19 protein-coding genes, 3 tRNA genes and 1 pseudogene are annotated in these 22,847 nt (G+C 62.9%); 3 read left to right on the plus strand and 20 right to left on the minus strand.

What is annotated here, in order from left to right:
- Nucleotides 1-26: 26 nt before the first annotated feature.
- The 14 genes and pseudogenes from rpoB to tuf form a co-directional block, all read right to left on the minus strand.
- Nucleotides 27-4,163, minus strand: coding sequence for a DNA-directed RNA polymerase subunit beta (gene rpoB, locus LB572_RS12170; RefSeq protein ID WP_224667864.1), 4,137 nt, complete (start codon nt 4,161-4,163; stop codon nt 27-29).
- 268 nt (nt 4,164-4,431) lie between these two features.
- Nucleotides 4,432-4,812, minus strand: a complete 381-nt coding sequence (rplL, locus tag LB572_RS12175) for a 50S ribosomal protein L7/L12 (RefSeq protein WP_140678344.1) — start codon at nt 4,810-4,812, stop codon at nt 4,432-4,434.
- 54 nt (nt 4,813-4,866) lie between these two features.
- Nucleotides 4,867-5,385 carry a 50S ribosomal protein L10 gene (rplJ, locus tag LB572_RS12180; RefSeq protein WP_140807966.1) on the minus strand — a complete coding sequence of 173 codons (519 nt, stop codon included), beginning with the start codon at nt 5,383-5,385 and terminating at the stop codon, nt 4,867-4,869.
- Nucleotides 5,386-5,783: 398 nt separating this feature from the next.
- Complete coding sequence (gene rplA, locus LB572_RS12185; protein ID WP_095765523.1) at nt 5,784-6,482, minus strand: 50S ribosomal protein L1; 699 nt, start codon at nt 6,480-6,482, stop codon at nt 5,784-5,786.
- Between the two features lie 4 nt (nt 6,483-6,486).
- A complete protein-coding gene (rplK, locus tag LB572_RS12190; RefSeq protein ID WP_042642146.1) occupies nt 6,487-6,915 on the minus strand; it encodes a 50S ribosomal protein L11 in 429 nt (142 codons plus the stop codon).
- Nucleotides 6,916-7,078: 163 nt separating this feature from the next.
- Nucleotides 7,079-7,606 (minus strand): transcription termination/antitermination protein NusG, encoded by a 528-nt coding sequence (gene nusG / locus LB572_RS12195; RefSeq protein WP_224667865.1) that lies wholly within the window; start codon nt 7,604-7,606, stop codon nt 7,079-7,081.
- Nucleotides 7,607-7,632: 26 nt separating this feature from the next.
- On the minus strand, nt 7,633-7,836 hold the full coding sequence (gene secE / locus LB572_RS12200; RefSeq protein ID WP_140807982.1) for a preprotein translocase subunit SecE: 204 nt from the start codon (nt 7,834-7,836) through the stop codon (nt 7,633-7,635).
- 457 nt (nt 7,837-8,293) lie between these two features.
- A complete protein-coding gene (locus LB572_RS12205; protein WP_318014035.1) occupies nt 8,294-10,627 on the minus strand; it encodes an autotransporter outer membrane beta-barrel domain-containing protein in 2,334 nt (777 codons plus the stop codon).
- Nucleotides 10,628-10,630: 3 nt separating this feature from the next.
- A pseudogene (locus LB572_RS34705) lies at nt 10,631-10,705 on the minus strand (hypothetical protein); the annotation flags it as partial.
- A gap of 24 nt (nt 10,706-10,729) precedes the next feature.
- A complete protein-coding gene (locus tag LB572_RS12215; RefSeq protein WP_224667866.1) occupies nt 10,730-11,143 on the minus strand; it encodes a hypothetical protein in 414 nt (137 codons plus the stop codon).
- A 597-nt stretch (nt 11,144-11,740) separates the two neighbouring features.
- Nucleotides 11,741-11,816: transfer RNA gene (locus LB572_RS12220), tRNA-Trp, on the minus strand.
- Nucleotides 11,817-11,951: 135 nt separating this feature from the next.
- Nucleotides 11,952-12,437: a group II truncated hemoglobin gene (locus LB572_RS12225; RefSeq protein WP_140807960.1), complete on the minus strand. Its 486-nt coding sequence runs from the start codon at nt 12,435-12,437 to the stop codon at nt 11,952-11,954.
- 144 nt (nt 12,438-12,581) lie between these two features.
- Nucleotides 12,582-14,174, minus strand: coding sequence for a hypothetical protein (locus LB572_RS12230; RefSeq protein ID WP_224667867.1), 1,593 nt, complete (start codon nt 14,172-14,174; stop codon nt 12,582-12,584).
- Between the two features lie 219 nt (nt 14,175-14,393).
- Nucleotides 14,394-15,569, minus strand: a complete 1,176-nt coding sequence (gene tuf, locus LB572_RS12235; protein WP_140646975.1) for an elongation factor Tu — start codon at nt 15,567-15,569, stop codon at nt 14,394-14,396.
- Nucleotides 15,570-15,796: 227 nt separating this feature from the next.
- On the opposite strand from tuf, the gene LB572_RS12240 reads away from it, so the two are divergent.
- On the plus strand, nt 15,797-16,684 hold the full coding sequence (locus LB572_RS12240) for a DMT family transporter (RefSeq protein WP_140802990.1): 888 nt from the start codon (nt 15,797-15,799) through the stop codon (nt 16,682-16,684).
- A gap of 71 nt (nt 16,685-16,755) precedes the next feature.
- Here the strand turns inward: LB572_RS12240 and LB572_RS12245 are convergent, their stop codons facing one another.
- On the minus strand, nt 16,756-17,013 hold the full coding sequence (locus tag LB572_RS12245) for a GlsB/YeaQ/YmgE family stress response membrane protein (RefSeq protein ID WP_140802989.1): 258 nt from the start codon (nt 17,011-17,013) through the stop codon (nt 16,756-16,758).
- Between the two features lie 130 nt (nt 17,014-17,143).
- On the opposite strand from LB572_RS12245, the gene LB572_RS12250 reads away from it, so the two are divergent.
- Nucleotides 17,144-17,599: a YidB family protein gene (locus tag LB572_RS12250; protein WP_224667868.1), complete on the plus strand. Its 456-nt coding sequence runs from the start codon at nt 17,144-17,146 to the stop codon at nt 17,597-17,599.
- Between the two features lie 74 nt (nt 17,600-17,673).
- On the opposite strand, the gene LB572_RS12255 is transcribed toward LB572_RS12250, so the two are convergent.
- A tRNA-Gly gene (locus tag LB572_RS12255) sits at nt 17,674-17,747 on the minus strand.
- A gap of 89 nt (nt 17,748-17,836) precedes the next feature.
- Nucleotides 17,837-17,921: transfer RNA gene (locus LB572_RS12260), tRNA-Tyr, on the minus strand.
- 199 nt (nt 17,922-18,120) lie between these two features.
- Here LB572_RS12260 and LB572_RS12265 point away from each other — a divergent pair.
- Nucleotides 18,121-18,981 carry a TrmH family RNA methyltransferase gene (locus tag LB572_RS12265; protein ID WP_140802987.1) on the plus strand — a complete coding sequence of 287 codons (861 nt, stop codon included), beginning with the start codon at nt 18,121-18,123 and terminating at the stop codon, nt 18,979-18,981.
- 117 nt (nt 18,982-19,098) lie between these two features.
- Here LB572_RS12265 and LB572_RS12270 read toward each other — a convergent pair whose 3' ends face one another.
- The 3 genes from LB572_RS12270 to gcl form a co-directional block, all read right to left on the minus strand.
- A complete protein-coding gene (locus LB572_RS12270; protein WP_224667869.1) occupies nt 19,099-20,016 on the minus strand; it encodes a 2-hydroxy-3-oxopropionate reductase in 918 nt (305 codons plus the stop codon).
- Between the two features lie 106 nt (nt 20,017-20,122).
- Entirely contained in the window at nt 20,123-20,920 is a 798-nt protein-coding gene (gene otnI / locus LB572_RS12275) for a hydroxypyruvate isomerase (protein ID WP_224667870.1), read from the minus strand.
- Between the two features lie 24 nt (nt 20,921-20,944).
- Nucleotides 20,945-22,726 carry a glyoxylate carboligase gene (gene gcl / locus LB572_RS12280; protein WP_224667871.1) on the minus strand — a complete coding sequence of 594 codons (1,782 nt, stop codon included), beginning with the start codon at nt 22,724-22,726 and terminating at the stop codon, nt 20,945-20,947.
- Nucleotides 22,727-22,847: the final 121 nt, after the last annotated feature.

The raw sequence follows: 22,847 nt of genomic DNA on the forward strand, positions 1-22,847 counted from the left end.
CTAGAGCGCGGCGCGCACCATAGCCATTACTCGGCTGCGTCGGGCAGACGCGTCTGGGTCTCTTCGACCTGGGTGTTCTCCAGCTCGACATTGAGGCCGAGCGAGCGCATTTCCTTGACGAGAACGTTGAAGCTCTCCGGGATGCCCGCCTCGAACGTGTCGTCGCCGCGCACGATCGCCTCGTAGACCTTGGTGCGGCCGGCGACGTCATCCGACTTCACCGTCAGCATTTCCTGCAGCGTGTAGGCGGCGCCGTAGGCTTCGAGCGCCCAGACCTCCATTTCGCCGAAGCGCTGGCCGCCGAACTGCGCCTTGCCGCCCAGCGGCTGCTGGGTGACGAGCGAGTACGGACCGATCGAACGCGCGTGGATCTTGTCGTCCACCAGGTGATGCAGCTTGAGCATGTAGATATAGCCCATCGTCACCTTGCGATCGAACGGCTCGCCGGTGCGGCCGTCATAGAGCTGCGACTGACCGCTGGTGTGCAGGCCCGCCTGCTCCAGCATGGTATTGATGTCGGCCTCGTGCGCGCCGTCGAACACCGGTGTCGCGATGGAGACGCCGCGGCGCATCTGCTCGCTCAGGCGAACGATGCTCTCGTCGTCATACTCGCGGATCGGCTCGTTGCGGTCGTTGGCCGGCATGAAGCTTTCCAGCGTCTTGCGCAGCGGCTTGATGTCGCCGCCGCCCTTATACGCGTCGATCAGCTCGCCGATCTTCCGGCCCATGCCGGCGCAAGCCCAGCCCAGATGCGTTTCCAGGATCTGGCCGACATTCATGCGGCTCGGCACACCCAGCGGGTTGAGCACGATATCGGCATGCGTGCCGTCCTCGAGGAAAGGCATGTCCTCGACCGGAACGATGCGCGACACGACACCCTTGTTGCCGTGACGGCCGGCCATCTTGTCGCCCGGCTGCATCTTGCGCTTCACCGCCACGAAGACCTTGACCATCTTCATGACGCCCGGAGGCATTTCGTCGCCGCGCTGCACCTTCTCGACCTTGTCCATGAAGCGCTGCTCGAGCGCCTTTTTGGACTCGTCGTACTGGCCGCGCAGAGCCTCGAGCTCGCCCTGGAGCTTCTCGTTCTCGACGGCGAACTGCCACCACTGCGAACGCGGATACTCGTCGAGCGTGTCCTTCGACAGCTTCGAGCCCTTCTTGAAGCCCTTCGGTCCGGCAATCGCCTCCTTGGAGACCAGCATGTCGGAAAGACGCGCATAGACGTTGCGGTCGAGGATCGCCTGTTCGTCGTCGCGGTCCTTGGCCAGACGCTCGATCTCCTCGCGCTCGATCGCCATGGCGCGCTCGTCCTTCTCCACGCCGTGGCGGTTGAAGACGCGCACTTCGACGACCGTGCCGAAGGTGCCCGGAGGCATGCGCATGGAGGTGTCGCGGACGTCCGAGGCCTTTTCGCCGAAGATGGCGCGCAGAAGCTTCTCTTCCGGCGTCATCGGGCTTTCGCCCTTCGGCGTGATCTTACCGACCAGGATGTCGCCCGGCTGCACTTCCGCGCCGATATAGACGATACCGGCCTCGTCAAGGTTCTTCAGCGCCTCTTCCGAAACGTTCGGAATGTCGCGCGTGATTTCCTCCGGCCCGAGCTTGGTGTCGCGCGCCATGACCTCGAACTCCTCGATGTGGATCGAGGTGAAGACGTCGTCGGCCACGATGCGCTCGGAGAGCAGGATCGAGTCCTCGTAGTTGTAGCCGTTCCACGGCATGAACGCGACCAGCACGTTGCGGCCGAGCGCCAGATCGCCGAGCTCGGTCGACGGACCGTCGGCAATGATGTCGCCCTTGTTGACGCGGTCGCCCATGCGCACCAGCGGACGCTGGTTGATGCAGGTGTTCTGGTTCGAACGCTGGAACTTCATCAGCCGGTAGATGTCGACGCCCGACTTGCCGGGATCGAGATCTTCCGTGGCACGGATGACGATACGGGTCGCGTCGACCTGGTCGACCACGCCGCCGCGGCGGGCGCCGATGGCAGCGCCCGAGTCACGGGCGACGACCGGCTCCATGCCGGTGCCGACGAACGGCGCCTCGGCGCGCACCAGCGGCACGGCCTGACGCTGCATGTTCGAGCCCATCAGAGCGCGGTTGGCGTCGTCGTTCTCGAGGAACGGGATGAGCGCTGCCGCGACGGACACCATCTGCTTGGGCGAGACGTCCATCAGGTCGACGTTCTCGCGCGGCGCCATCATCACTTCGCCGGCGTTACGGCAAATGACGAACTCGTCGACGAAGCCGCCATTCTTGTCGAGCTCGGCGTTGGCCTGCGCGACATAGTGCTTGGCCTCTTCCATCGCCGACAGATAGACGACCTCGTTGGTCAGCTTGCCGCCCACGATCTTGCGATACGGGCTTTCGATGAAGCCGTACTTGTTGACGCGCGCGAAGGTGGCCAGCGAGTTGATCAGACCGATATTCGGGCCTTCCGGCGTCTCGATCGGGCAGATGCGGCCGTAATGCGTCGGGTGCACGTCGCGCACCTCGAAGCCGGCGCGCTCGCGGGTCAGACCGCCCGGTCCAAGCGCCGAGAGACGACGCTTGTGGGTGATCTCCGACAGCGGGTTGGTCTGATCCATGAACTGCGACAGCTGCGAGGAACCGAAGAACTCGCGCACGGCGGCGGCCGCCGGCTTGGCGTTGATCAGGTCCTGCGGCATGACCGTGTCGATCTCGATCGAGGACATGCGTTCCTTGATCGCGCGCTCCATGCGCAGCAGGCCGACGCGGTACTGGTTCTCCATGAGCTCGCCGACCGAACGCACGCGGCGGTTGCCGAGATTGTCGATGTCGTCGATCTCGCCCTTGCCGTCGCGCAGCTCGACCAGCGTCTTGACCACGGCCAGGATGTCTTCCTTGCGCAGCACGCGCACAGTGTCCTCGGCCTTGAGCTCGAGGCGCATGTTCATCTTGACGCGGCCGACGGCCGACAGGTCGTAGCGCTCGCTGTCGAAGAACAGCGAGTTGAACATGGCTTCGGCGGTCTCGAGCGTCGGCGGCTCGCCCGGGCGCATGACACGGTAGATGTCGAACAGTGCGTCCTGGCGGCTCTCGTTCTTGTCGACGTTGAGCGTGTTGCGGATATAGGCGCCGACATTGACGTGGTCGATGTCGAGGATCTGGATCTCGTTCTCGCCGGTGCCGAGCAGCACCTTCAGTGTCTTGTCGTCGATCTCGTCGCCGGCCTCGAGGAAGATCTCGCCGGTGGCGTAGTTGACGATGTCCTCGGCGAGATAGTTGCCGAGCAGATCCTCGTCGGTCGCCTTGATGGCCTTGAGACCCTTCTCGCCGAGCTGGCGGGCCTGGCGGGCGGTGATCTTCTTGCCTTGCTCGACGACGATTTCGCCGGTGTCGGCATCAACCAGGTCGCCGACGGCTTTCAGGCCGCGGAAGCGCTCGACGTTGAACGGAATGCGCCAGTGGTCGCCGGAGCGCTTGTAGGTGATCTTGTTGTAGAATGTCGACAGGATCTCTTCGCCGTCCATGCCGAGCGCCATCAACAGCGACGTCACCGGGATCTTGCGGCGACGGTCGATGCGGGCGTGCACTACGTCCTTGGAATCGAACTCGATGTCGAGCCACGAACCGCGATAGGGGATGACGCGCGCGGCAAACAGGAGCTTGCCCGACGAGTGCGACTTGCCCTTGTCATGGTCGAAGAAGACGCCCGGCGAGCGGTGCATCTGCGAGACGATGACGCGCTCGGTGCCGTTGACGATGAAGGTGCCGTTCGACGTCATGAGCGGCATGTCGCCCATATAGACGTCCTGCTCCTTGATGTCCTTGATCGACTTCGCGCCGGTATCCTCGTCGATATCGAACACGATGAGGCGCAGCGTCACCTTCAGCGGCGCGGCATAGGTCAGGTCGCGCTGACGGCACTCGTCAACGTCGAATTTCGGTGCCTCGAACTCATACTTCACGAACTCCAGCATCGAGGAGCCGGAAAAGTCGGAAATCGGGAAGACCGACTTGAAAACGGCCTGCAGCCCTTCGTCCGGACGACCGCCCTTGGGCTCGTCCACCATCAGGAACTGGTCATAAGATGCCTTCTGAACCTCGATGAGGTTCGGCATCTCCGCAACTTCCGGGATCTTTCCGAAGAACTTGCGTACGCGTCTGCGGCCATTGAAAGTCTGGGTCTGGGCCATCGTCGCTCCTTAGCTCTGAACTCGGGGCGAACCTCGCCGTGGTTCGCCTTGCATGCCGAGCCACCTGGGCGGCGGCTCTCTGTCTGTTCTCCGGCCTCCCTTGCCAATTGCTTGGCGGCGGCCGGCTGAAACGGGAGAAAACCCGTTTCCTGAGGGCCGGATCGCGGCCCTCAGGAAAGAGGTTCTCGTCTGTTCTCGCGCTACGCGTTCTCCCCTGCACGGCAAGGGAGTGGCGGACGGCGCGAGGCCGCCCGCCGCTTGATACGCCTTACTTCAGCTCGACCTTGGCGCCAGCTGCTTCCAGCTGAGCCTTGAACTTGTCGGCGTCGGCCTTGGAAACGGCTTCCTTGACCGGCTTCGGAGCCGCTTCGACCAGGTCCTTGGCTTCCTTGAGGCCAAGGCCGGTGATGGCGCGGACTTCCTTGATGACGTTGATCTTCTGGGCGCCGGCGTCGGCGAGAACGACGTCGAATTCCGTCTTCTCTTCAGCCGGAGCAGCGGCAGCGGCACCAGCGCCGCCAGCAGCGGCAACCGCCACCGGAGCAGCAGCCGAAACGCCCCACTTCTCTTCCAGGAGCTTCGACAGCTCAGCCGCCTCGAGGACGGTCAGCTTCGAAAGGTCGTCTACGATCTTTGCCAGATCAGCCATTGTTGTATTCCTTTACTTGGTTCGAACGTGTGTTGTTGACAGCGAGGAACGGCCTCATGCCGCCTCGTCCTTCCGGGCGTAAGCGCCGATGACACGCGCGACCGAAGCCGCGGGCGCATTGACGATCTGGGCGATCCGGGTTGCCGGCGTGGCGATCATGCCAACCAGCCTGGCGCGCAGCTCGTCGAGCGACGGAAGTGTGGCGAGAGCCTTCACACCGTCGGCGTTGAGCGAGGTCGAGCCCATCGCGCCGCCGAGAATGATCAACTTGTCATTCCCCTTGGCGAAATCGGACGTGACCTTCGGCGCCGCAACCGGATCCTCCGAATAAGCGACCAGCGTCTGTCCCTTGAACAGGTCGATGATCGATGCGGAGTCCGTGCCCTGAAGAGCGATCTTGGCGAGACGGTTCTTCGCGACTTTGACGGTGCCGCCGGCAGCGCGCATCTTCGACCGAAGGTCGTTCATTTGCGCCACGGTGATACCGGCGTAGTGGGCCACGACGACTGAACCCGCGTTCGAGAACGCATCATTCAGGCCCGTGACGAGTTCGCGCTTTTCCGCTCTGTCCACTGCCTATCTCCAGTTGACCCCTGCCTCATTTTCGAGGTCAGAAGTCGGGTTGCCTTTTGCCGGCCGGGCCATCCAAATCCTGGATCTCCCGAACGGCGCTCGAGGATCCTGCCCCCTTTTCGCCACACCCGACGGACTTACCGGCGGGCATGCTGACAAAAGGCAAACACGGTTCGAACCTTTCATTGGAGCTTTTGGCTCCTTTGTCGGGTCTTCACCCGTCTCATGCAGGCCCACATGAATTAAGGCTGTTGGGCCGCCTGCAATCTCGGACAGGATATCCGGAAGCCTTTCGGCTTCCGGGGTACCGGGCCGCCGACGGATCGGCGGTCCGGAATTCTTCTTTGCTGGAGCATGATCATGCTCCAACGACCGGCCCGAAGCCGGCCAGACGACAATTACGACGCGGCGAGCGTCGCGATATCGAGCTTGAGGCCGGGGCCCATCGTCGAGGTGACGGACACCTTCTTGACGTAGTTGCCCTTGGCGCCCGCGGGCTTGGCCTTGGTCACCGCATCGGCGAAGGCGCGGACATTCTCTTCCAGCGCCTTGACGTCGAACGAGACCTTGCCGACGCCGGCTTGGACGATTCCGGCCTTCTCGACGCGGAACTCGACGGCGCCGCCCTTCGAAGCCTTGACGGCCGCGGCCACATCGGTGGTCACGGTGCCGACCTTCGGGTTCGGCATCATGCCGCGCGGGCCGAGCACCTTACCCAGACGACCGACCAGCGGCATCATGTCCGGGGTGGCGATGCAGCGATCGAAATCGATCGTGCCCTTCTGGACGATGTCGACCAGGTCCTCGGCGCCGACGATATCGGCGCCGGCGGCCTTGGCTTCCTCGGCCTTGTCGCCCCGGGCGAACACGGCGACACGCACGGAGCGGCCGGTGCCGTTCGGCAGGTTGACCACGCCGCGGACCATCTGGTCGGCATGGCGCGGATCGACGCCGAGATTCATCGATATCTCGACGGTCTCGTCGAATTTCACCTTGGACCGATCCTTGAGCAGCTGCAGCGCCTCATTGAGGGCGTAAGCCTTGTTCGGATCGATGCCTTCGCGGCTCTTGGCAACACGCTTTGCAATCTTTGCCATGATCTCAGCCCACCACTTCCAGGCCCATCGAGCGGGCGGAGCCCTCGACCATGCGCATGGCCGCTTCGACGTCGTTTGCGTTCAGGTCCTTCATCTTCTGCTCGGCGATCGCGCGCACCTTGTCGCGGCTGATCGTGCCGACCTTGGTCTTGCCCGGCTCCTTGGAGCCCGACTTCAGGTTGGCTGCCTTCTTCAGGAAGTAGCTCACCGGCGGCGTCTTCATGACGAAGGTGAACGACTTGTCCTGGTAGTAGGTGATGACGACCGGGATCGGCGATCCCTTCTCGAGCTCCTGGGTCTGCGCGTTGAACGCCTTGCAGAATTCCATGATGTTGATGCCGCGCTGACCAAGCGCCGGGCCGATCGGGGGCGACGGCGTAGCCGAGCCCGCGGCAACCTGGAGCTTGAGCTGGCCTGCAACTTTCTTAGCCATCTCTATTCCTGCCTTTTCTCATGCCGGCCCCTTTAAGCGGAGAGCGCGGCGGTTGCAGTCTGGTGGTGCGGTTCCGACGGCCGGCTATGCCGCCTTCGCCTCCCACCCGTTCATGCGGCGCTTTTGGCAACCGCCCCGACGCCTCTCGGCGCGGGTGTACGGATCAGCCCTTTTCGACCTGTCCGAATTCCAGATCGACCGGCACGGCGCGCCCGAAGATCGAAACTTCCACCTTGAGGCGGGCACGCTCCTCGTCCACCTCCTGGACGACGCCGTTGAACGACGCGAACGGACCGTCCGAAACGCGGATCGCCTCGCCGATCTCGAAGGTGACCGACGGCTTCGGCCGCTCGACGCCTTCCTGGACCTGGCTCAGGATGCGCTGCGCCTCGGCCTCGGTTATCGGCACGGGCTTGGAGTCACCCAGGAAGCCGGTGACCTTCGGCGTGTTCTTGACCAGCGAGAACACGGCATCGGTCAGATTGGCCTTCAAGAGCACATAGCCCGGGAAGAACTTGCGCTCGGCATCGACCTTGCGACCGCGGCGGATCTCGACGACCTTCTCGGTCGGCACCACGATCTGCTCGATCTCGCCGGACAGGCCCTTCTGCTTGGCCTTGTTCTCGATATCCTCGGCGACCTTCTTCTCGAAGTTCGAATAGGCGTGGACGATATACCAGCGCGCAGTCATTTCACGACCTCTCCGTAATCGCCGAATTAATGCCCGAGGCCCAGAATCCACTCGATCGCATAGCCCATGGCTATGTCGGCGGTGAAGAAAAAGAGCATCGCGATGATCGCGAACACGAGCACCATCACCGTCGAGATCATGGTTTCACGCCGCGAAGGCCATGTCACCTTGGCCGTCTCCGCGCGAACCTGCTGCAGAAAGGTGAAGGGATTGGTGGTTTTCGAAGCCATGTGCCGCCTGTTTTCAAGACCCGTTGGCCGGGCCTCCTGGATGATCCCGCTGGCCGGGACGTGCCGCCTGGGCTCTGTGGGGCGCCGAATCAGCACCACCATTGCACCCACGCAAATCAGACGCGTAAAGCCGGCTTCCCAGCTCCACGCGTCGCGTGTCTGTTCCGTCTACATAAAACCGATTCTCAATCCACGCAAGTGGCAAGCGTCCGCTTTATGTTCTAACGCCGCCTCGGAACCATCCAGTCGTCCCGTCCCGGCTATACGGGGCTTATGCCCCAATTCACGCTATATGGCAAGCCACCCGCCAATATTCAACCGCGAAGGCTTCGATCGGCCACTTTCGGGAGATGGCACGGGCAGCAGGGCTCGAACCTACGACCTGCGGTTTTGGAGCCAGATTAGCCTTTGCCGCATCTCGTTGCGCCATGGCGACGATGAGATACCGCCCTTGCGGTCAGAATTGCGTTCGGAGACCGAAATTGGACTTGAGGATGTAGCTGTTGCCAAAATTACGGAACGGTGTGTTGCCGGAGAGCTCGCCATAGAAGGTGAGATCCTTGCGCCAGCTTACGCTCGCACCGAGGCCGAGTTCGCCCCACAGCCGGTCGTCGGCATTGATGATGGGTGTCCCCGCGACCAGAGTGCGCGTGCCATCGAGCCATTCATAGCTGACATTGGCGATTCCGTAGATGTGGCTGCGGCCACCTTCCCAGGCGCCCTGATGATCGAGCGCGACGCCCCAGCGCGTTTTCAGGCTGTCGTTCCTGCCGGCGGCCACGTCGGCACCCGACGGATCAACGAAGTGATCGAACCGCACATTGGAATAGACGATCTGGAATTGCGGCGTGATGCCAACGTGCTCGCCGAACAAAATCCGCTTGCCCGCTTCGATGCTGAACGCCTCGCCGCTGCCGCCATTGTCGTGGGTGAGCGAGCCGAGAAGTTCGGAATTGAGGTCGCTGCCATAGCGGTTGAGCTGCGCCTGACCATCGACATAGAAGCCCGTGACACCATACCAGGTCAAAGTCGCGCCAAGGCCGTAGCCGTCGGTCTTCAGTGTACCGTTGCCGAACGCCGAGTTGATCCGGCTGTTGGCCTCGCCATAGGAGACGTTGACGCCCGCCACCAGACGCCCGCTCGTGTCGCTATCGACAAGCACCCGATCGACACCCGCCTGTATCTTCCAGGTATCGATGTCCTGATCCAAACCAGTCGCCGACACCGCGGCACTGTTGAAGCGCCCGTGGATGCCTTCCGCTCGGCCCCAAATTCCATTGCCGTCGCCATTGGCGCCGGGGCCCCAGACACGGTTGCCGACACGTTGCTGCAGCGTCGGGAGAGTGTTGAGCGACTGCAGATTGGAGCCATAGGCCTCGTAAACCGGCACGCCGGGCTGATAGAGCGGCGCGCCGGGACCGCCCAGGGAGGAACGCAGATACCAGTCGCCATCCAAGGGAGTAGAGACGCCGCCCTGATAGAGGCGATAGGCATAAGCGCCGGCTATCACCGCCGGTGCGCCCTGGAAGACATAGTTGCTGTCGAGCACGAAAGCACCGTTGGACGCACCCGTCACGTCGACGATCTTGATGCCTTCCACCGTCGGCGCGCCAGGGCCGCCACGGTTGATGATGCTGACATGCGTAACGCCTGAAGTCGTGCCGTTGACCGCAAGGCGGCTGGTCTGCGAGCTGTCGTCGCCCAGAACGGTCGCGATTTCGAGGCGTCCGCCAGTGCTGACATAATCGCCCTGGGCGGTGAGCGTGCCCATGGCATTGCCATAGCCCGGCGCGACGACGCCAGTATTGACGACATTGCCCACGCCGCCCGTGCCGACGAGCCGTCCGCCGGTGTCGACCAGCATGTTGCCGCCCAGCACGCCGTTCACGGCCAGCGTGCCGGCCGACACGGTCGATGCGCCGGTAAAGCCGGAACTGTCCCCGGTCAGCGTCAGTTGACCGAGGCCGAGCTTGTTGAAGTTCGACGAACCGGAAAAATCCGTGCCGATGCCGATGTCGTGCCCGTTGGTATCGAACCAGGCTCCTCCGGCTGCCACACTCAGTGCAGTGAAGCCGTTCAGGAAATCGGCTTCATCCCGGTTCGCACGCAGAATGCCGCCGTTGAGGTCGAGTATAGCGGTGGCGCCGGCTCCATTGATCACGGAGCCGGTTTCGACAACGCCGCGTCCGGTGGCGTCGCCGTCGAGATGGAGCGTTCCAGTGGCTGTGCTGCCGTTGGCTATATGAACATCGGTACCGACGCTTACGAAGCCACCTTTTCCAACGGTCATCGTGCCGTCGCCATCGTAGCCGACATCGATGCGGTCGGTCGCGGTCAAGCTTGAGACGCTGCCCGTGCTGCTCGAGACATTGACAGTGCCCGTGCCGCCGTTCGTGTAGCCGATATAGACAGAGGCAGCGCCGCCTCCAGTTGCACTCGTGGCCACCGCGGCGCCGTCCGCGACGTTGAGTGTACCGCTGCCGGAGAAACCCACGTAAATATTGTTGGCGGCGTTCCAGGCCGAGGCATTGCCGTTGATGTCGCGACCCGAGACGGTGGCCGTGCCTTCGCTACCGCTCCCGTAGCCGATAGAAGCCTGTCCACTGTTCACCAGCCCGCCATCCAGGATGTCGAGCTTGTTGCCTATGCCGCCACTACCAACATAAATCTGGTTGGTAATGTTTAGGGTCGAGGCACGTTGGTCAATGTCGCGACCCGTGACCGCAACCATGCCAGTGCCGGTGCCATTGCCATCGCTATTGTTGCCGATGACGACCAATGCACTGTTCACGATCCCGCCATCCTGGATAGCGAGTGAGGCCTTGCCGTTGTCGCCGACATAAAGCGTGCCTGTATTGGTCCACGTCGAGGCGTGACCGCTACCGTCGTGGCCCTAGACAGTGACATCGCTTTGGGTGGCGGCCGCGACGCCGATATAACCGTCAGCATTGCTCACCTGGCCGCCATTTCCGATATTGAGCGTGCCGTTGCCATCCTGACCGACAACGAGGTCACCGTTATTGGTCCAGGTCGAGGCATTGCCGCCACCGTCGGTGCCCGAGACGGTGACCGTCCCTTGGGCACCATAGCCGATAAAGCCAGTGTCATTGGTGACCGCGCCGCCATTCTGGATGTCCAGCGTGCCTGTGGCGATATTACCGACAACGAGATCGGCCCCGACCGTCCAATCCGGCGTTTGAATGGTGCTTGCGTCCGGCGATAGATCACCGGTGCCTGACACCGACTGCGCGGACGCCGGCCGCATGCCGGCAATCGCGGTGACGAGTGTGATGATTGCCGTGGTCAAAAACAAGGATCGGCGGAAGCTGACCGTGTTGGCGCCGTCCTTTGCCGTGCATCTCATCCCCTGCGCCGCTCCCCGCCAAGCCCCGCTTCACCATAGAAGTGCGACGCACCCGGCAAAGCCCGAGTCAATGACCGCTCGAATCATTGCCATGCGCTGTATTCGAATAGATCAAGGTTACCTTTGGTTGTAAATTGAGCGGTCCTCTCCCCAAACGCATTCTCTCGCCTCAACTGCAGCGCGTACGTGCGGCAATGCTGCTCGATAGCCATCAAATACGGTCGAGCGGATTGGCGATCGCCGTGGCCGGCCCTCGTCATTCAGGTCGAAATGCCAATCCCCGGCCCAATCCTTGGCCTGGCAAGACTTCTTCCTTGATGGTGACCCGGCGGTTCTTGGCTTCGACATACCTCGAACAGGGCCAAATCGGGCTGTCGTTACGCCTATGGACGTGGACCTTGCCTTCGAGAATCGAATGTTCTTCCGCTATCGCCAGGCACTTCCTGCGCGCGTTCAAGTTTGTGCAAGAGATGTGTAAGGCGGCTTGAGGCGTCCTTGCCAAGCAAGACGATCTCTAAATGCCTGATTTCCCTTGGGAAATGGCACGGGCAGCAGGGCTCGAACCTACGACCTGCGGTTTTGGAGACCGCCGCTCTACCAACTGAGCTATGCCCGTGCATGCGCTTGTTCGGCGCAGGCGCTTCCTAAAAGCTTCCGGGCACTCTGTAAAGAGCACTGCGATGCCGTTTTGGAAGCTTTGCCAGAAATCTGAATTGCGGAGCTGCCGGCAATCGACCGCGCAGGCCCGCGCTTACGATTTTCCGGCCGGCGGCTTGTACGGTCCGCCCGGGACGCCCCAGCCCCAGGCCGGCATCGGCTCGGTCTCGGGATCGCAGGTTTCGCCGAGATTCGAATTCATCTTCGCCAGCCGCGATCCCCATTCGACATAGCCCATGAAGGCGGAGCGGAACTCGGGATCGTCGGGAAGGCCGATCTCGTCCGCCGCATCGGCGAGGAGATTGATCCAGCGACGGCGCTGTTCCTCGGTCAGGTGCTTGCCAAGGTGATGCATCACCATTTCGCGATGGCCGCCATGCTTCTCGCTGTAGGTCTTCGGGCCGCCGAAGACTTCGCCGATGAAGGCGGCGACATGCGCCGGGTGATCCGGCGACATGTGTCTGAACACCGGCCCCACGACCGGATCCGCCGCCACTTTGTCATAGAAGGTCCGGGTCAGCCGGTTCAGCGCCTCGCTGCCTCCGGCCCATTCGTACAAAGTCGGGATGTCCCTGCTCATCGCCGCTCCTCCACGTGCATACAGCCCGAGCAAGATAGGGGTAGCGCCCTGCCCTGCTCAACCTGCCTCGATGGCCAGGGCGCGCTATCTCCTTGTTTACGCAATTCCGGACGGAAAACCGTAACAACTTTTCCTGGAATTGCTCTACAGCTTCGCCGGCGCCTTCGCCTCGGCATCGGCGGCTGGAAGAACCCGGCAATTGTCGGGCCTGGGCGCGGATCTGCAAATTGTGGCGCCGGTCAGCGCGTCCGCCGATTGCGGCCCTGTCGTCAGTCCGAAATCCCGCACCTCGCTCTGGCTGAGCTCCCTATGGCTCGCATAGAGCACCGCCTGCATGGCCGCGAAAAGCGCTGGGCCGATTGCCATCTCGTCGAAATAGGCCTTGACCTTGTCGCCCATCCCCAGGGAGTGCAGGCTGACATGCGCGGTCGAGCCGACGAGGCGCCTGACGCCGCCCGCGATCATCACGACGCAGGCAGAGCCGCACTCGCCGCCAGCATCCACTGTAAGGCCGGTATGGAGGTCGTCCTTGGCCGAACAACCGACGGCGCCGGGATCACAATCGAGGAAATCCGTCCGAGCGACAGCCACGTCGAGCTTGCGCTCGCGGATAAGGCGCCCGGCGGCGAGCGCGGCCTGCACGTCGCCGCCGGGCGAATTGACGACCACCGGCAGCCTGCGCCCGCCGGCATCGTCAAGCAGCTGACGCAGTTTGCCGGGCGTAGCGGCGGCGACGACGCCTTCGGCCGAAATCCATTCCGGGCAGTCCGGATTGCAGAGCGGATTGCTGCCGCGAACCAGGGCGAAGCGCATTTCCTCGTCCCGGCTCTGCGAAGGCGCCACAGGTTGAGGAGAGGCCGGCTTGATCTCAACTGCCGCGACGGCGGCCGGGGCGCCGTTCGTGAGAACCTCGCGACAATTCTCCGGCGCCGGATGGCGCTGGCAGATGGTCCCTTCGGTCAGCAAGTCGAGCGAATCGAGGCTGGTGACGAGCTTCATCTCCAGCATGTCCTCGGGCTCGATCTGCCTGATGTCGCTGGCAGGCGTCGCCTTCATCACGCCGAGCACGCCCTGTTCGACGCCCATCTCCCTCAGATAGGCCGACAACCGCTTCTCGACCGCCTTGCTCATCTCATATGTCTTGTAGCTGCCCGCATTCTTGCGGCTGACAATCCTGGTGCTGATGATCTTCTTCTTGCCGTTCACGATCCGATAGGTCGTGCGGTAGAGCAGCTTCTCGCGCCGGTAGGTGGTGGTGATCTGGTGGACGCCGAGATAGGCCCATTCGCCGACGACGCGGCGGATGCCGCCGGCAAACATCAGCGGGCAGGCCGAATTGCACATCGAGCCACCGTCATGAGCTACACCGGAATAGGGCTGGCTCTTGCCGTCATTGTCCCGGCAATTCTTCATTCCCGGCGAACAGCCGGAAAATTCGGTGATGCCGACCGCGATATCGAGCTTGTTCTTGCGGACTATGCGGCCAAGCTGGAGCGAGGCATCGACATTGCCGCCAGGAGAATTGACGACGATCGGCAGTTGCCGCCCGCCGAGCGTCTTCAGGAGGCGTCTCAGCAGCGCCGGCGTGCCGGCGTCGATAGTGCCTTCGGCCGAAATCCATTCCGGACAGTTCGGCTCGCAACCCGGCGCGCTGGAGCGCACGACGACGAAGCGCATCGTCGGACCGTAATCCGGCGGGTCTTCCTTCGCGGTGGCGCCGAAAGCAGCCAGCGCCATGGCGGTGGCCAACCCCAGTCGGAGCAGTCCGCGCCAGCACCGCATGGTCTTTGAACGAAATGTGGAAACCACGTCTGGCAAGTCCCTCGGTACAACCCATACTAGTTGCGGTGACGGTGCTTGCAACAGAATTGAAGAGGCCGGCGCGATACTGTTTCCAAGCAAAAGGGCGGCCCGAAGACCGCCCTTTCCTTGTCGAACCGGCAAGTGCCGGGTCGATTATTCCTTGATGGTGACGACGATGCCGGCACCGACGGTGCGGCCGCCTTCACGGATGGCGAAGCGCAGCTTCTCTTCCATCGCGATCGGCACGATCAGCTCGACGTCGACGGTGATGTTGTCGCCGGGCATCACCATCTCGGTGCCGGCCGGCAGCGTCACGATGCCCGTCACGTCCGTCGTGCGGAAGTAGAACTGCGGACGGTAGTTGGTGAAGAACGGCGTGTGACGGCCGCCTTCGTCCTTGGTCAGGATGTAGGCTTCGGCCACGAACTTCTTGTGCGGCTTCACCGTGCCCGGCTTGGCCAAAACCTGGCCGCGCTCCACACCCTCACGGTCGACGCCGCGCAGCAGCGCGCCGATGTTGTCGCCGGCCTGACCCTGGTCGAGCAGCTTGCGGAACATCTCGACGCCCGTGCAGGTCGTCTTGGTGGTCGGACGGATGCCGACGATTTCCAACTCCTCGCCAACCTTGACGATGCCGCGCTCGACGCGGCCGGTCACGACCGTGCCGCGGCCCGAGATCGAGAACACGTCCTCGATCGGCATCAGGAACGGCTTGTCGAGCGGACGCACCGGCGTCGGGATGTAGGCGTCGACCTGAGCCATCAGCTCGCGGATGGCGTCCTCGCCGATGGTCTTGTTGGAATCTTCCAACGCAGCCAGCGCCGAGCCCTTGACGATCGGAATGTCGTCGCCGGGGAACTCGTTCTTCGACAGAAGCTCGCGAACCTCGAGCTCGACCAGCTCGAGCAGCTCGGCGTCGTCGACCTGGTCGACCTTGTTCAGGAACACCACGATCGAAGGCACGCCGACCTGGCGGGCAAGCAGGATGTGCTCGCGGGTCTGCGGCATCGGGCCGTCGGCGGCCGAAACAACCAGGATCGCGCCGTCCATCTGCGCCGCACCGGTGATCATGTTCTTCACATAGTCGGCGTGGCCGGGGCAGTCGACGTGAGCATAGTGACGGTTGGCCGTCTCATACTCGACATGCGCCGTCGAGATCGTGATGCCGCGCGCCTTCTCTTCGGGCGCCGCGTCGATCTGGTCATAGCGCTTGTATTCGCCAAAATACTTCGTGATCGCCGCCGTCAGCGACGTCTTGCCATGATCGACGTGACCGATCGTGCCAATGTTTACATGCGGCTTGGTGCGCTCGAATTTACCTTTTGCCATAGTCTCTTTCCTTGGACGGCCTTGACCTTCAGTTCAGTCGAATGCGGGGCGATTAGCGACAACGGCCGAAAAACACAAGTGCCTTGTGGCTGAGCGGATTCCCGCTCGACCCGGACCAACGGTCGATTTCAGGGGGATATGGCGGGGATATAGGGGTGCCGAGCGTAAAATCAAAGCCTCCGGGCTGGCCCATTGCCGCCGCGACGCCGCTCTGATTTGGTCGGCGGATGCAGTTCATTCCATCCAATATCCGTGGTCCGCTGTTCATGATCGTCTCGACGGGGGCCTACCTCGTCAACGACACGATGATGAAGCTAGCGACCACCGGGCTGCCGCCTTATGAAGTGCTCTTGCTGCGCGGTGCTGCCGCGATGCTGTGGGGTGTGCCGCTGCTTCTGATGCTGGGCTATGCCAGGCAGGTTCCGTTGCTCTTCGAGCGCAAGGTGCTGCGCCGCAACCTGTTCGAGCTCCTGGCGATCCTCTGCTATGTCGTCGCCTTGGCCAATATGCAGATCGCGGATTCCACCGCGCTCGGGCAGGTGACGCCGCTCATCGTGCTGGTCGGGTCCTCGATGCTGTTCGGCGAAAAGATCGGCGCCACGCGCATGGCGCTGATCGGCCTTGGCTTTGTCGGGGCGCTCATGGTGGCGCAGCCGACCATGCAGGGCATTTCGGTCTATGCGCTGCTGGCGCTCGGCAACGCCGCCTTCGCGGCGGTGCGCGACCTTGCCGGCCGCAAGGTGGGCGCCGAGGTGCCAGGCATGATCGTCGCCATCTCTGCGGTCGTGGTGGTGCTGGTCGGCTCAGGCGCGGCGCATCTTGTCTCCGAGCAATGGGTAATGCCCCAAGGCCACCACCTGCTGCTGATCGCCGGAGCGGGCCTGTTCCTGATCTTCGGCCATTTCTTCATCTTCATGGCCTACCGGGTCGGACCGACAAGCGCGGTCGCGCCCTTCTATTACTGCTTCACCGTCTGGGCGGTCATCTCGGGCCTGCTGGTCTTCGGGCAGTTTCCCAACGCGCTCGCCGTCTGCGGCATCCTTTTGGTGATGGCCAGCGGCCTGGCGATCGTCTCGCTAGACGAACGAAAGCGCCGGCTGGCGATGGTCGCCTGACGGCATAAATCCAGCGTAGGCCGACCCGAACGGGTCGACCCTAAGCCCCCCAGGTCCGGCTTTCTACGCTTCTAAAGCGTGCGCTTGCCGGAAATCTGGTGATAGGCCCACAGCACGACGACCGAGCCGATGACGGCAACGATCAGGCTCCAGATGTTGAGGCCGGTGACGCCCTGCGCGCCGAAGGCGCTGAAGATCACGCCGCCGACGATGGCGCCGACGATGCCGAGCACGATGTCCATGATCATGCCCTGGCCGGTCTTGTTGACGATCTTGCTGCCGATGAAGCCAGCGACGATGCCGAGAATGATCCAGCTGATGATGCCCATAATTCCCTCCAAATTTCCCCGCCGCCCCAATCATTTTCATATGATTGTCAAAAGCTCAAGACAGCTTGAAATTCCATTCGTTTGCGCCATGCTGGCGTCGGGTGGACTTGGCTGGATAAGGAGATCCATTATGGGCCTTTTCGACAACGCCGTTCCGGGCGGCAACATCACCAAACCCCTGATGATCGCGCTCGGCGCGCTTTTGGTCGGCAAGATGCTGAGCGGCAGGAGCGAGGAAGCGGCCGTGCCGCAAGCGCCGGCGCCGACGCCTGCGGGAACCGACGCGTCGGCCGATGGCGGCCTGCTCGGCGGCCTCGGCGGCCTGCTCGGCAAGCTGAAGGATGCTGGCCATGGCAACGTCGCCGACTCCTGGGTCGGCACCGGTCAGAACCAGCAGATCAACGCCAATGATCTCGGTTCGGCGCTCGGGCCAGCGGTGATCCGCGAGATCGCCCAGCGCACCGGCATGAATGAGCAGGAATTGCTGCAGCAGCTCTCTACGGCGCTGCCCGGCATCGTCGACAAGCTGACGCCGAACGGCCAGGTGCCGCAAAACCATCAGGTCGCTTCGGCCTTCAACAGCTAAGCGGCTGGATGAAACGGAATGCGCTGCGCGCCACGGCGCGCGGCGTTTTCTTTGGAGCGTGTGAGGAGGAAATCTGGAGCGGGTAGCGGGAATCGAACCCGCATATTCAGCTTGGAAGGCTGCTGCTCTACCACTGAGCTATACCCGCGCCTTACACTGAAGTACCGGATTCACCCGAAAAGCGCCATGCACTTTTCGGTCCGAGACTTGTTCGTTTCAGGGCTTCCGGGCCGGCAGTGGTGGAGAGGGTTGGATTCGAACCAACGTAGGCTAAGCCAACGGATTTACAGTCCGTCCCCTTTAACCACTCGGGCACCTCTCCAGTCTGCCGCCGGAGCCATGCAACGAGGCATTTTCGCCGATCCGGAGCCCGAGTAAGATCTTCTCCGAAATCAGCGAAGCGCCTTATGGCGGCAAGGCCGGTGGGTGTCAACCGGCGCGGCCAGGGTTTTTCGAGGATGTTCGGCATTCATTTCCCCAGCCCATATCCTTAGCCGGACGGGACGGCTATAGAAGCCGCCATGAGCGACGATAGAAGCAACAAGCCCGGCACGCGCAAGGACACCCACTACGCCAAACTGAGGCGCGCGCATCGCGACCAGAAGGCGGGCGGCGCGCCGGCGTTCCGGCCGCGCCAGCCTGTGCCCCCAGGCGAAGCGCCTGGCGACGGGCTGGTGCGGCTTTACGGCCTGCACACGGTGCGGGCCGCGCTCGACAATCCGCGGCGCAAGATCAGAAAAATGCTGGTGACCCGCAACGCCGCCGAACGTCTTTCAATCACCGATCTTGCCGCCCTGCCGTTCAAGACCGAGTTGGTCGAGCCGAAGGACATCGACAGGATCACCGGGTCGGATGCGGTGCATCAGGGCGTGCTGATCGAGGCCGAGCCGCTCAAGCCGAAGCGTCTCGACGCGCTTGGCGACACCAAGCTGGTGCTGGTGCTCGACCAGGTGACGGACCCGCACAATGTCGGCGCGATCCTGCGATCCGCGGTCGCCTTCGGCGCCGGCGCGCTGATCACGACGGCCCGCCACAGCCCGCAGGAATCGGGCGTGCTGGCGAAATCCGCCTCCGGCGCGCTTGAGCATATCGACCAGATCGAGGTGAAGAACCTCGCCGATGCGCTCGGACAATTGCACGAGGCCAGCTTCCAGACGATCGGGCTCGATTCGGAAGGCCCGGCCGAGCTTGAAAAGACCTTCGACGGTGAAAAAATCGCGCTCGTGCTGGGCGCGGAAGGTAAGGGCCTGCGTCAGAAAACCCGCGAGACGGTAACCGCGCTCGCCCGCCTCGACATGCCCGGCGCCATCCACTCGCTCAACGTGTCCAATGCGGCGGCGGTCAGTCTTTATGCTGCGCACGCATTCCTGAGGCGCGGCTGAGCACGGATCGACTTTGACCGACACGAAAAAACGGGCTCCCGCGGTAAAACGCAGGAACCCGTTCTCTGACAGGCAAAGAGCAGGCGGCGTGGGAACGTTGAGCCGCCCTCTCCTGACCTAAGCTGCCTTGCCTTTGGCTTCGGCTGCGGCGCCGCCGACTTCGAAATTCGCCATCCGCTCCAGCGCCCGAACCAGCGCCGAGTGATCCTCCTTCGCCCCACCATTGGCGGCGCAGGAATTGAACAGTTGCTGCGTCGTCGAGGTGTTGGGCAGCGAGACGCCGAGCGCCTTCGCCCCTTCCAGCGCCAGGTTGAGGTCCTTCTGGTGCAACTCGATGCGGAAGCCTGGAGCGAAGGTGCGCTTGATCATGCGCTCGCCATGCACTTCGAGGATGCGCGAGGCGGCGAGCCCGCCCATCAGCGCCTGCCTGACTTTGGCGGGATCGGCGCCCGCCTTCGAGGCGAAAACCAGCGCTTCGCCGACGGCTTCGATGGTCAATGCCACGACGATCTGGTTGGCGACCTTGGTGGTCTGGCCGACGCCGTTCGGCCCGACCAGCGTGATGTTCTTGCCCATCTTCTCGAACACCGGCTTCGCCCGCTCGAACGCCTTGTCCTCGCCGCCAACCATGATGGTGAGCGACGCCGCCTTGGCGCCGACCTCGCCACCCGACACCGGCGCGTCGAGATAGTCGCAACCGAGATCGTTGATTTTCTTGGCGAATTCCTTGGTGGCGATCGGCGAGATCGAGCTCATGTCGATGACAAGCTTGCCTTTGGACAGACCGGAGGCAACGCTGTTGTCGCCGAACAGCACGTCGGCGACCTGCGGGGTGTCCGGCACCATTGTGATAATGATGTGGGCGGCCTTGGCCACCGCGTTGTGGCCGGTGGCGATCTTCAGGCCCTTGGCGACGAGGTCGGCCGGCGGTTTTGAGCGATGATCGCTGGCGACGACCTTATAGCCGGCGTCGAGAAGATGTCCCGCCATTGGCGCGCCCATGATGCCGAGGCCGATGAAACCGATGGTTTCCATGTTGTTCTCCTGAACGTCTCGTTCGAATACATCGCAACGTGGGTGCTGCCCCTCATCCGCCTGCCGGCACCTTCTCCCCGTATAGTGACGGGGAGAAGGGAAGCGCCTAAGCCGCCGCGCTCCCCTGCCCGGCGAAGTCGCTGAACCAGCCGAGCCCGGCTTCCGTGCCGGCCTTCGGCTTGTATTCGGCGCCGATCCAGCCGGAATAGCCGAGGCGATCAATGTGATCATACAGGAAGGGATAGTTGATCTCGCCCGTCCCCGGCTCGTGACGGCCGGGATTGTCCGCAAGCTGGATATGCGCGATGCGGGGAAGGTTCGCTTCGATGGTACGGGCGAGATCCCCCTCCATGATCTGCATGTGGTAGATGTCGTACTGCAGGAACAGGTTCTTCGAGCCGATGCGGTCGATCAGCGCCAGGGCCTGATCGGAATAGTTCAGGAAGAAGCCCGGAATGTCGCGGGTGTTGATCGGCTCGATCAGCAGCCTGATCCCGGCCTGCTCCAGCTTCTCGGCCGCGAAGGCCAGGTTTTCGGCAAAGACGTTTTCCAACACGACGCGATCGGCGCCCTGCGGCGCGATGCCGGCAAGACAGTTGATCTGCTCGCAGCCCAGCGCATGGGCGTAGGTGATCGCCTTGGCGACGCCCTGGCGGAATTCCGGCACCCGGTCGGGCAGCACGGCAATGCCGCGCTCGCCCCTCGCCCAGTCGCCGGCCGGCAGGTTGAAGAGAACCTGGCTGAGGCCGTTCTTCTTCAGGCGCGCCGCGACGACGTCCGGCGCATGGTCGTAGGGGCCAATGTATTCGACGCCCTTGAAGCCCGCGCGGGCCGCGGCATCGAAGCGATCGAGGAAATCATGCTCGCCAAAGAGCATCGAAAGATTGGCTGAAAAACGCGGCATTCTTTTTCTCCTTCTCCGCTCGGCTTAATCCAACATCACTATAGCGGTAGGGGCATCCTCATGGTTCTCGGCAAGGTCCTCGAATTCGGTGATCTTGTCGATTTCCGTGCCCATGGAAATGTTGGTGACGCGCTCGAGGATGAATTCGAGGACGACTGGCACCTGGTGCTCCTTCATCAGCCGCTGCGCTTCCTTGAAGGCGCCGGCGAATTCCTCCGGCTTCTTCACGCGGACCGCCTTGCAGCCCATCGCCTCGGCAACCGCGACATGGTCGACGCCATAGCCCGCCTCCGGATCGCCGGCACGGTTGACGTTCTCGAAGGCGAGGCTCACCTCGTAATCCATCGAGAAGCCGCGCTGCGCCTGGCGGATCAGGCCGAGATAGGCGTTGTTCACGACGACATGGATGTAGGGCAGCTTGTGCTGCGCGCCGACGGCCAGCTCCTCGATCATGAACTGGAAGTCATAGTCGCCGGAGAGCGCGACGATATCCCGGTCCGGATCGGCGGCGCGCACGCCCAACGCCGCCGGCAGCGTCCAGCCGAGCGGGCCGGCCTGGCCGCAATTGATCCAGTTGCGCGGCTTGTAGACATGCAGGAACTGCGCGCCGGCAATCTGCGACAGGCCGATCGTGGTGACATAGGTGGTGTCGCGGGCAAACGCCTTGTTCATCTCCTCATAGACGCGCTGCGGCTTCAGCGGCACCTGCTCGAAATGCGTCTTGCGCTTCATGGTCTTCTTGCGCTGCTGGCATTCCTTCGCCCAGCCCGACCAGTCGCGCAGCTTGCCGGCAGTGCGCCATTCGGTGGCGACGTCGAGCAGGATCTTCAGCGCTGCGCCCGCATCCGAGACGAGGCCGAGATCCGGCGCGAAGACGCGGCCGATCTGCGTCGGCTCGATGTCGATATGGATGAATTTCTTGCCCTTGGTGTAGACGTCGACGGAACCGGTGTGGCGGTTGGCCCAGCGGTTGCCGATGCCGAAGACGAAGTCGGACGCCAGCATCGTCGCGTTGCCATAGCGGTGCGAGGTCTGCAGGCCGCACATGCCGGCCATCAAACGGTGGTCGTCGGGGATCGCGCCCCAGCCCATCAGCGTCGGGATGACCGGCACGCCGGTGACTTCGGCGAATTCGATCAAGAGATCCGAGGCATCGGCGTTGATGATGCCGCCGCCGGCGACGATCAGCGGCTTTTCCGCCTCGTTGAGCATCGCCAGCGCCTTCTCGGCTTGGGCGCGCGTGATTGCCGGCTTGAAGGGGGCGAGCGGCTCATAGGCGTCGATGTCGAACTCGATCTCTGCAAGCTGAACGTCCAGCGGCAGGTCGACCAGCACCGGTCCGGGGCGCGAGGAGCGCATCAGGTGGAACGCCTTCTGCAGCGCCATCGGCACCAGGTAGGGCTCCATGACGGTGACGGCCCACTTGGCGACGGGTGCCGCGATCGACGCGATGTCGACGGCCTGGAAATCCTCCTTGTTGAGGCGCGCGCGGGGGGCTTGGCCAGTTATGCACAAAATCGGAATGGAATCCGCCGAGGCCGAATAGAGACCGGTGATCATGTCGGTGCCGGCCGGACCGGAGGTGCCGATGCAGAGCCCGATATTGCCGGCCTTGGCCCTAGTATAGCCTTCGGCCATGTGCGAGGCGCCCTCGACATGGCGGGCAAGCACATGGCGGATGGTGCCCCTCGCCTTCAGCGCCGAATAGAGCGGATTGATCGCCGCGCCCGGCACGCCGAAGGCATTGGTGATGCCTTCCTTTTCGAGAACGAGAACCGCAGCGTCGACAGCGCGCATCCTTGCCATGACAAGCCTCCATTTCGTTGGTTGGCTTGAGAATGACAGCGCGTATTCGATTTTTCAATTTTTTCAGAATATTTTTTCATTTCTGGAAAACGCCTCCTTCTAACTGATTTTATTTTGTTTT

The sequence above is a fragment of the Mesorhizobium sp. BH1-1-5 genome (assembly GCF_020165615.1).
In the GTDB taxonomy this organism is placed as follows: Bacteria; Pseudomonadota; Alphaproteobacteria; order Rhizobiales; family Rhizobiaceae; genus Mesorhizobium.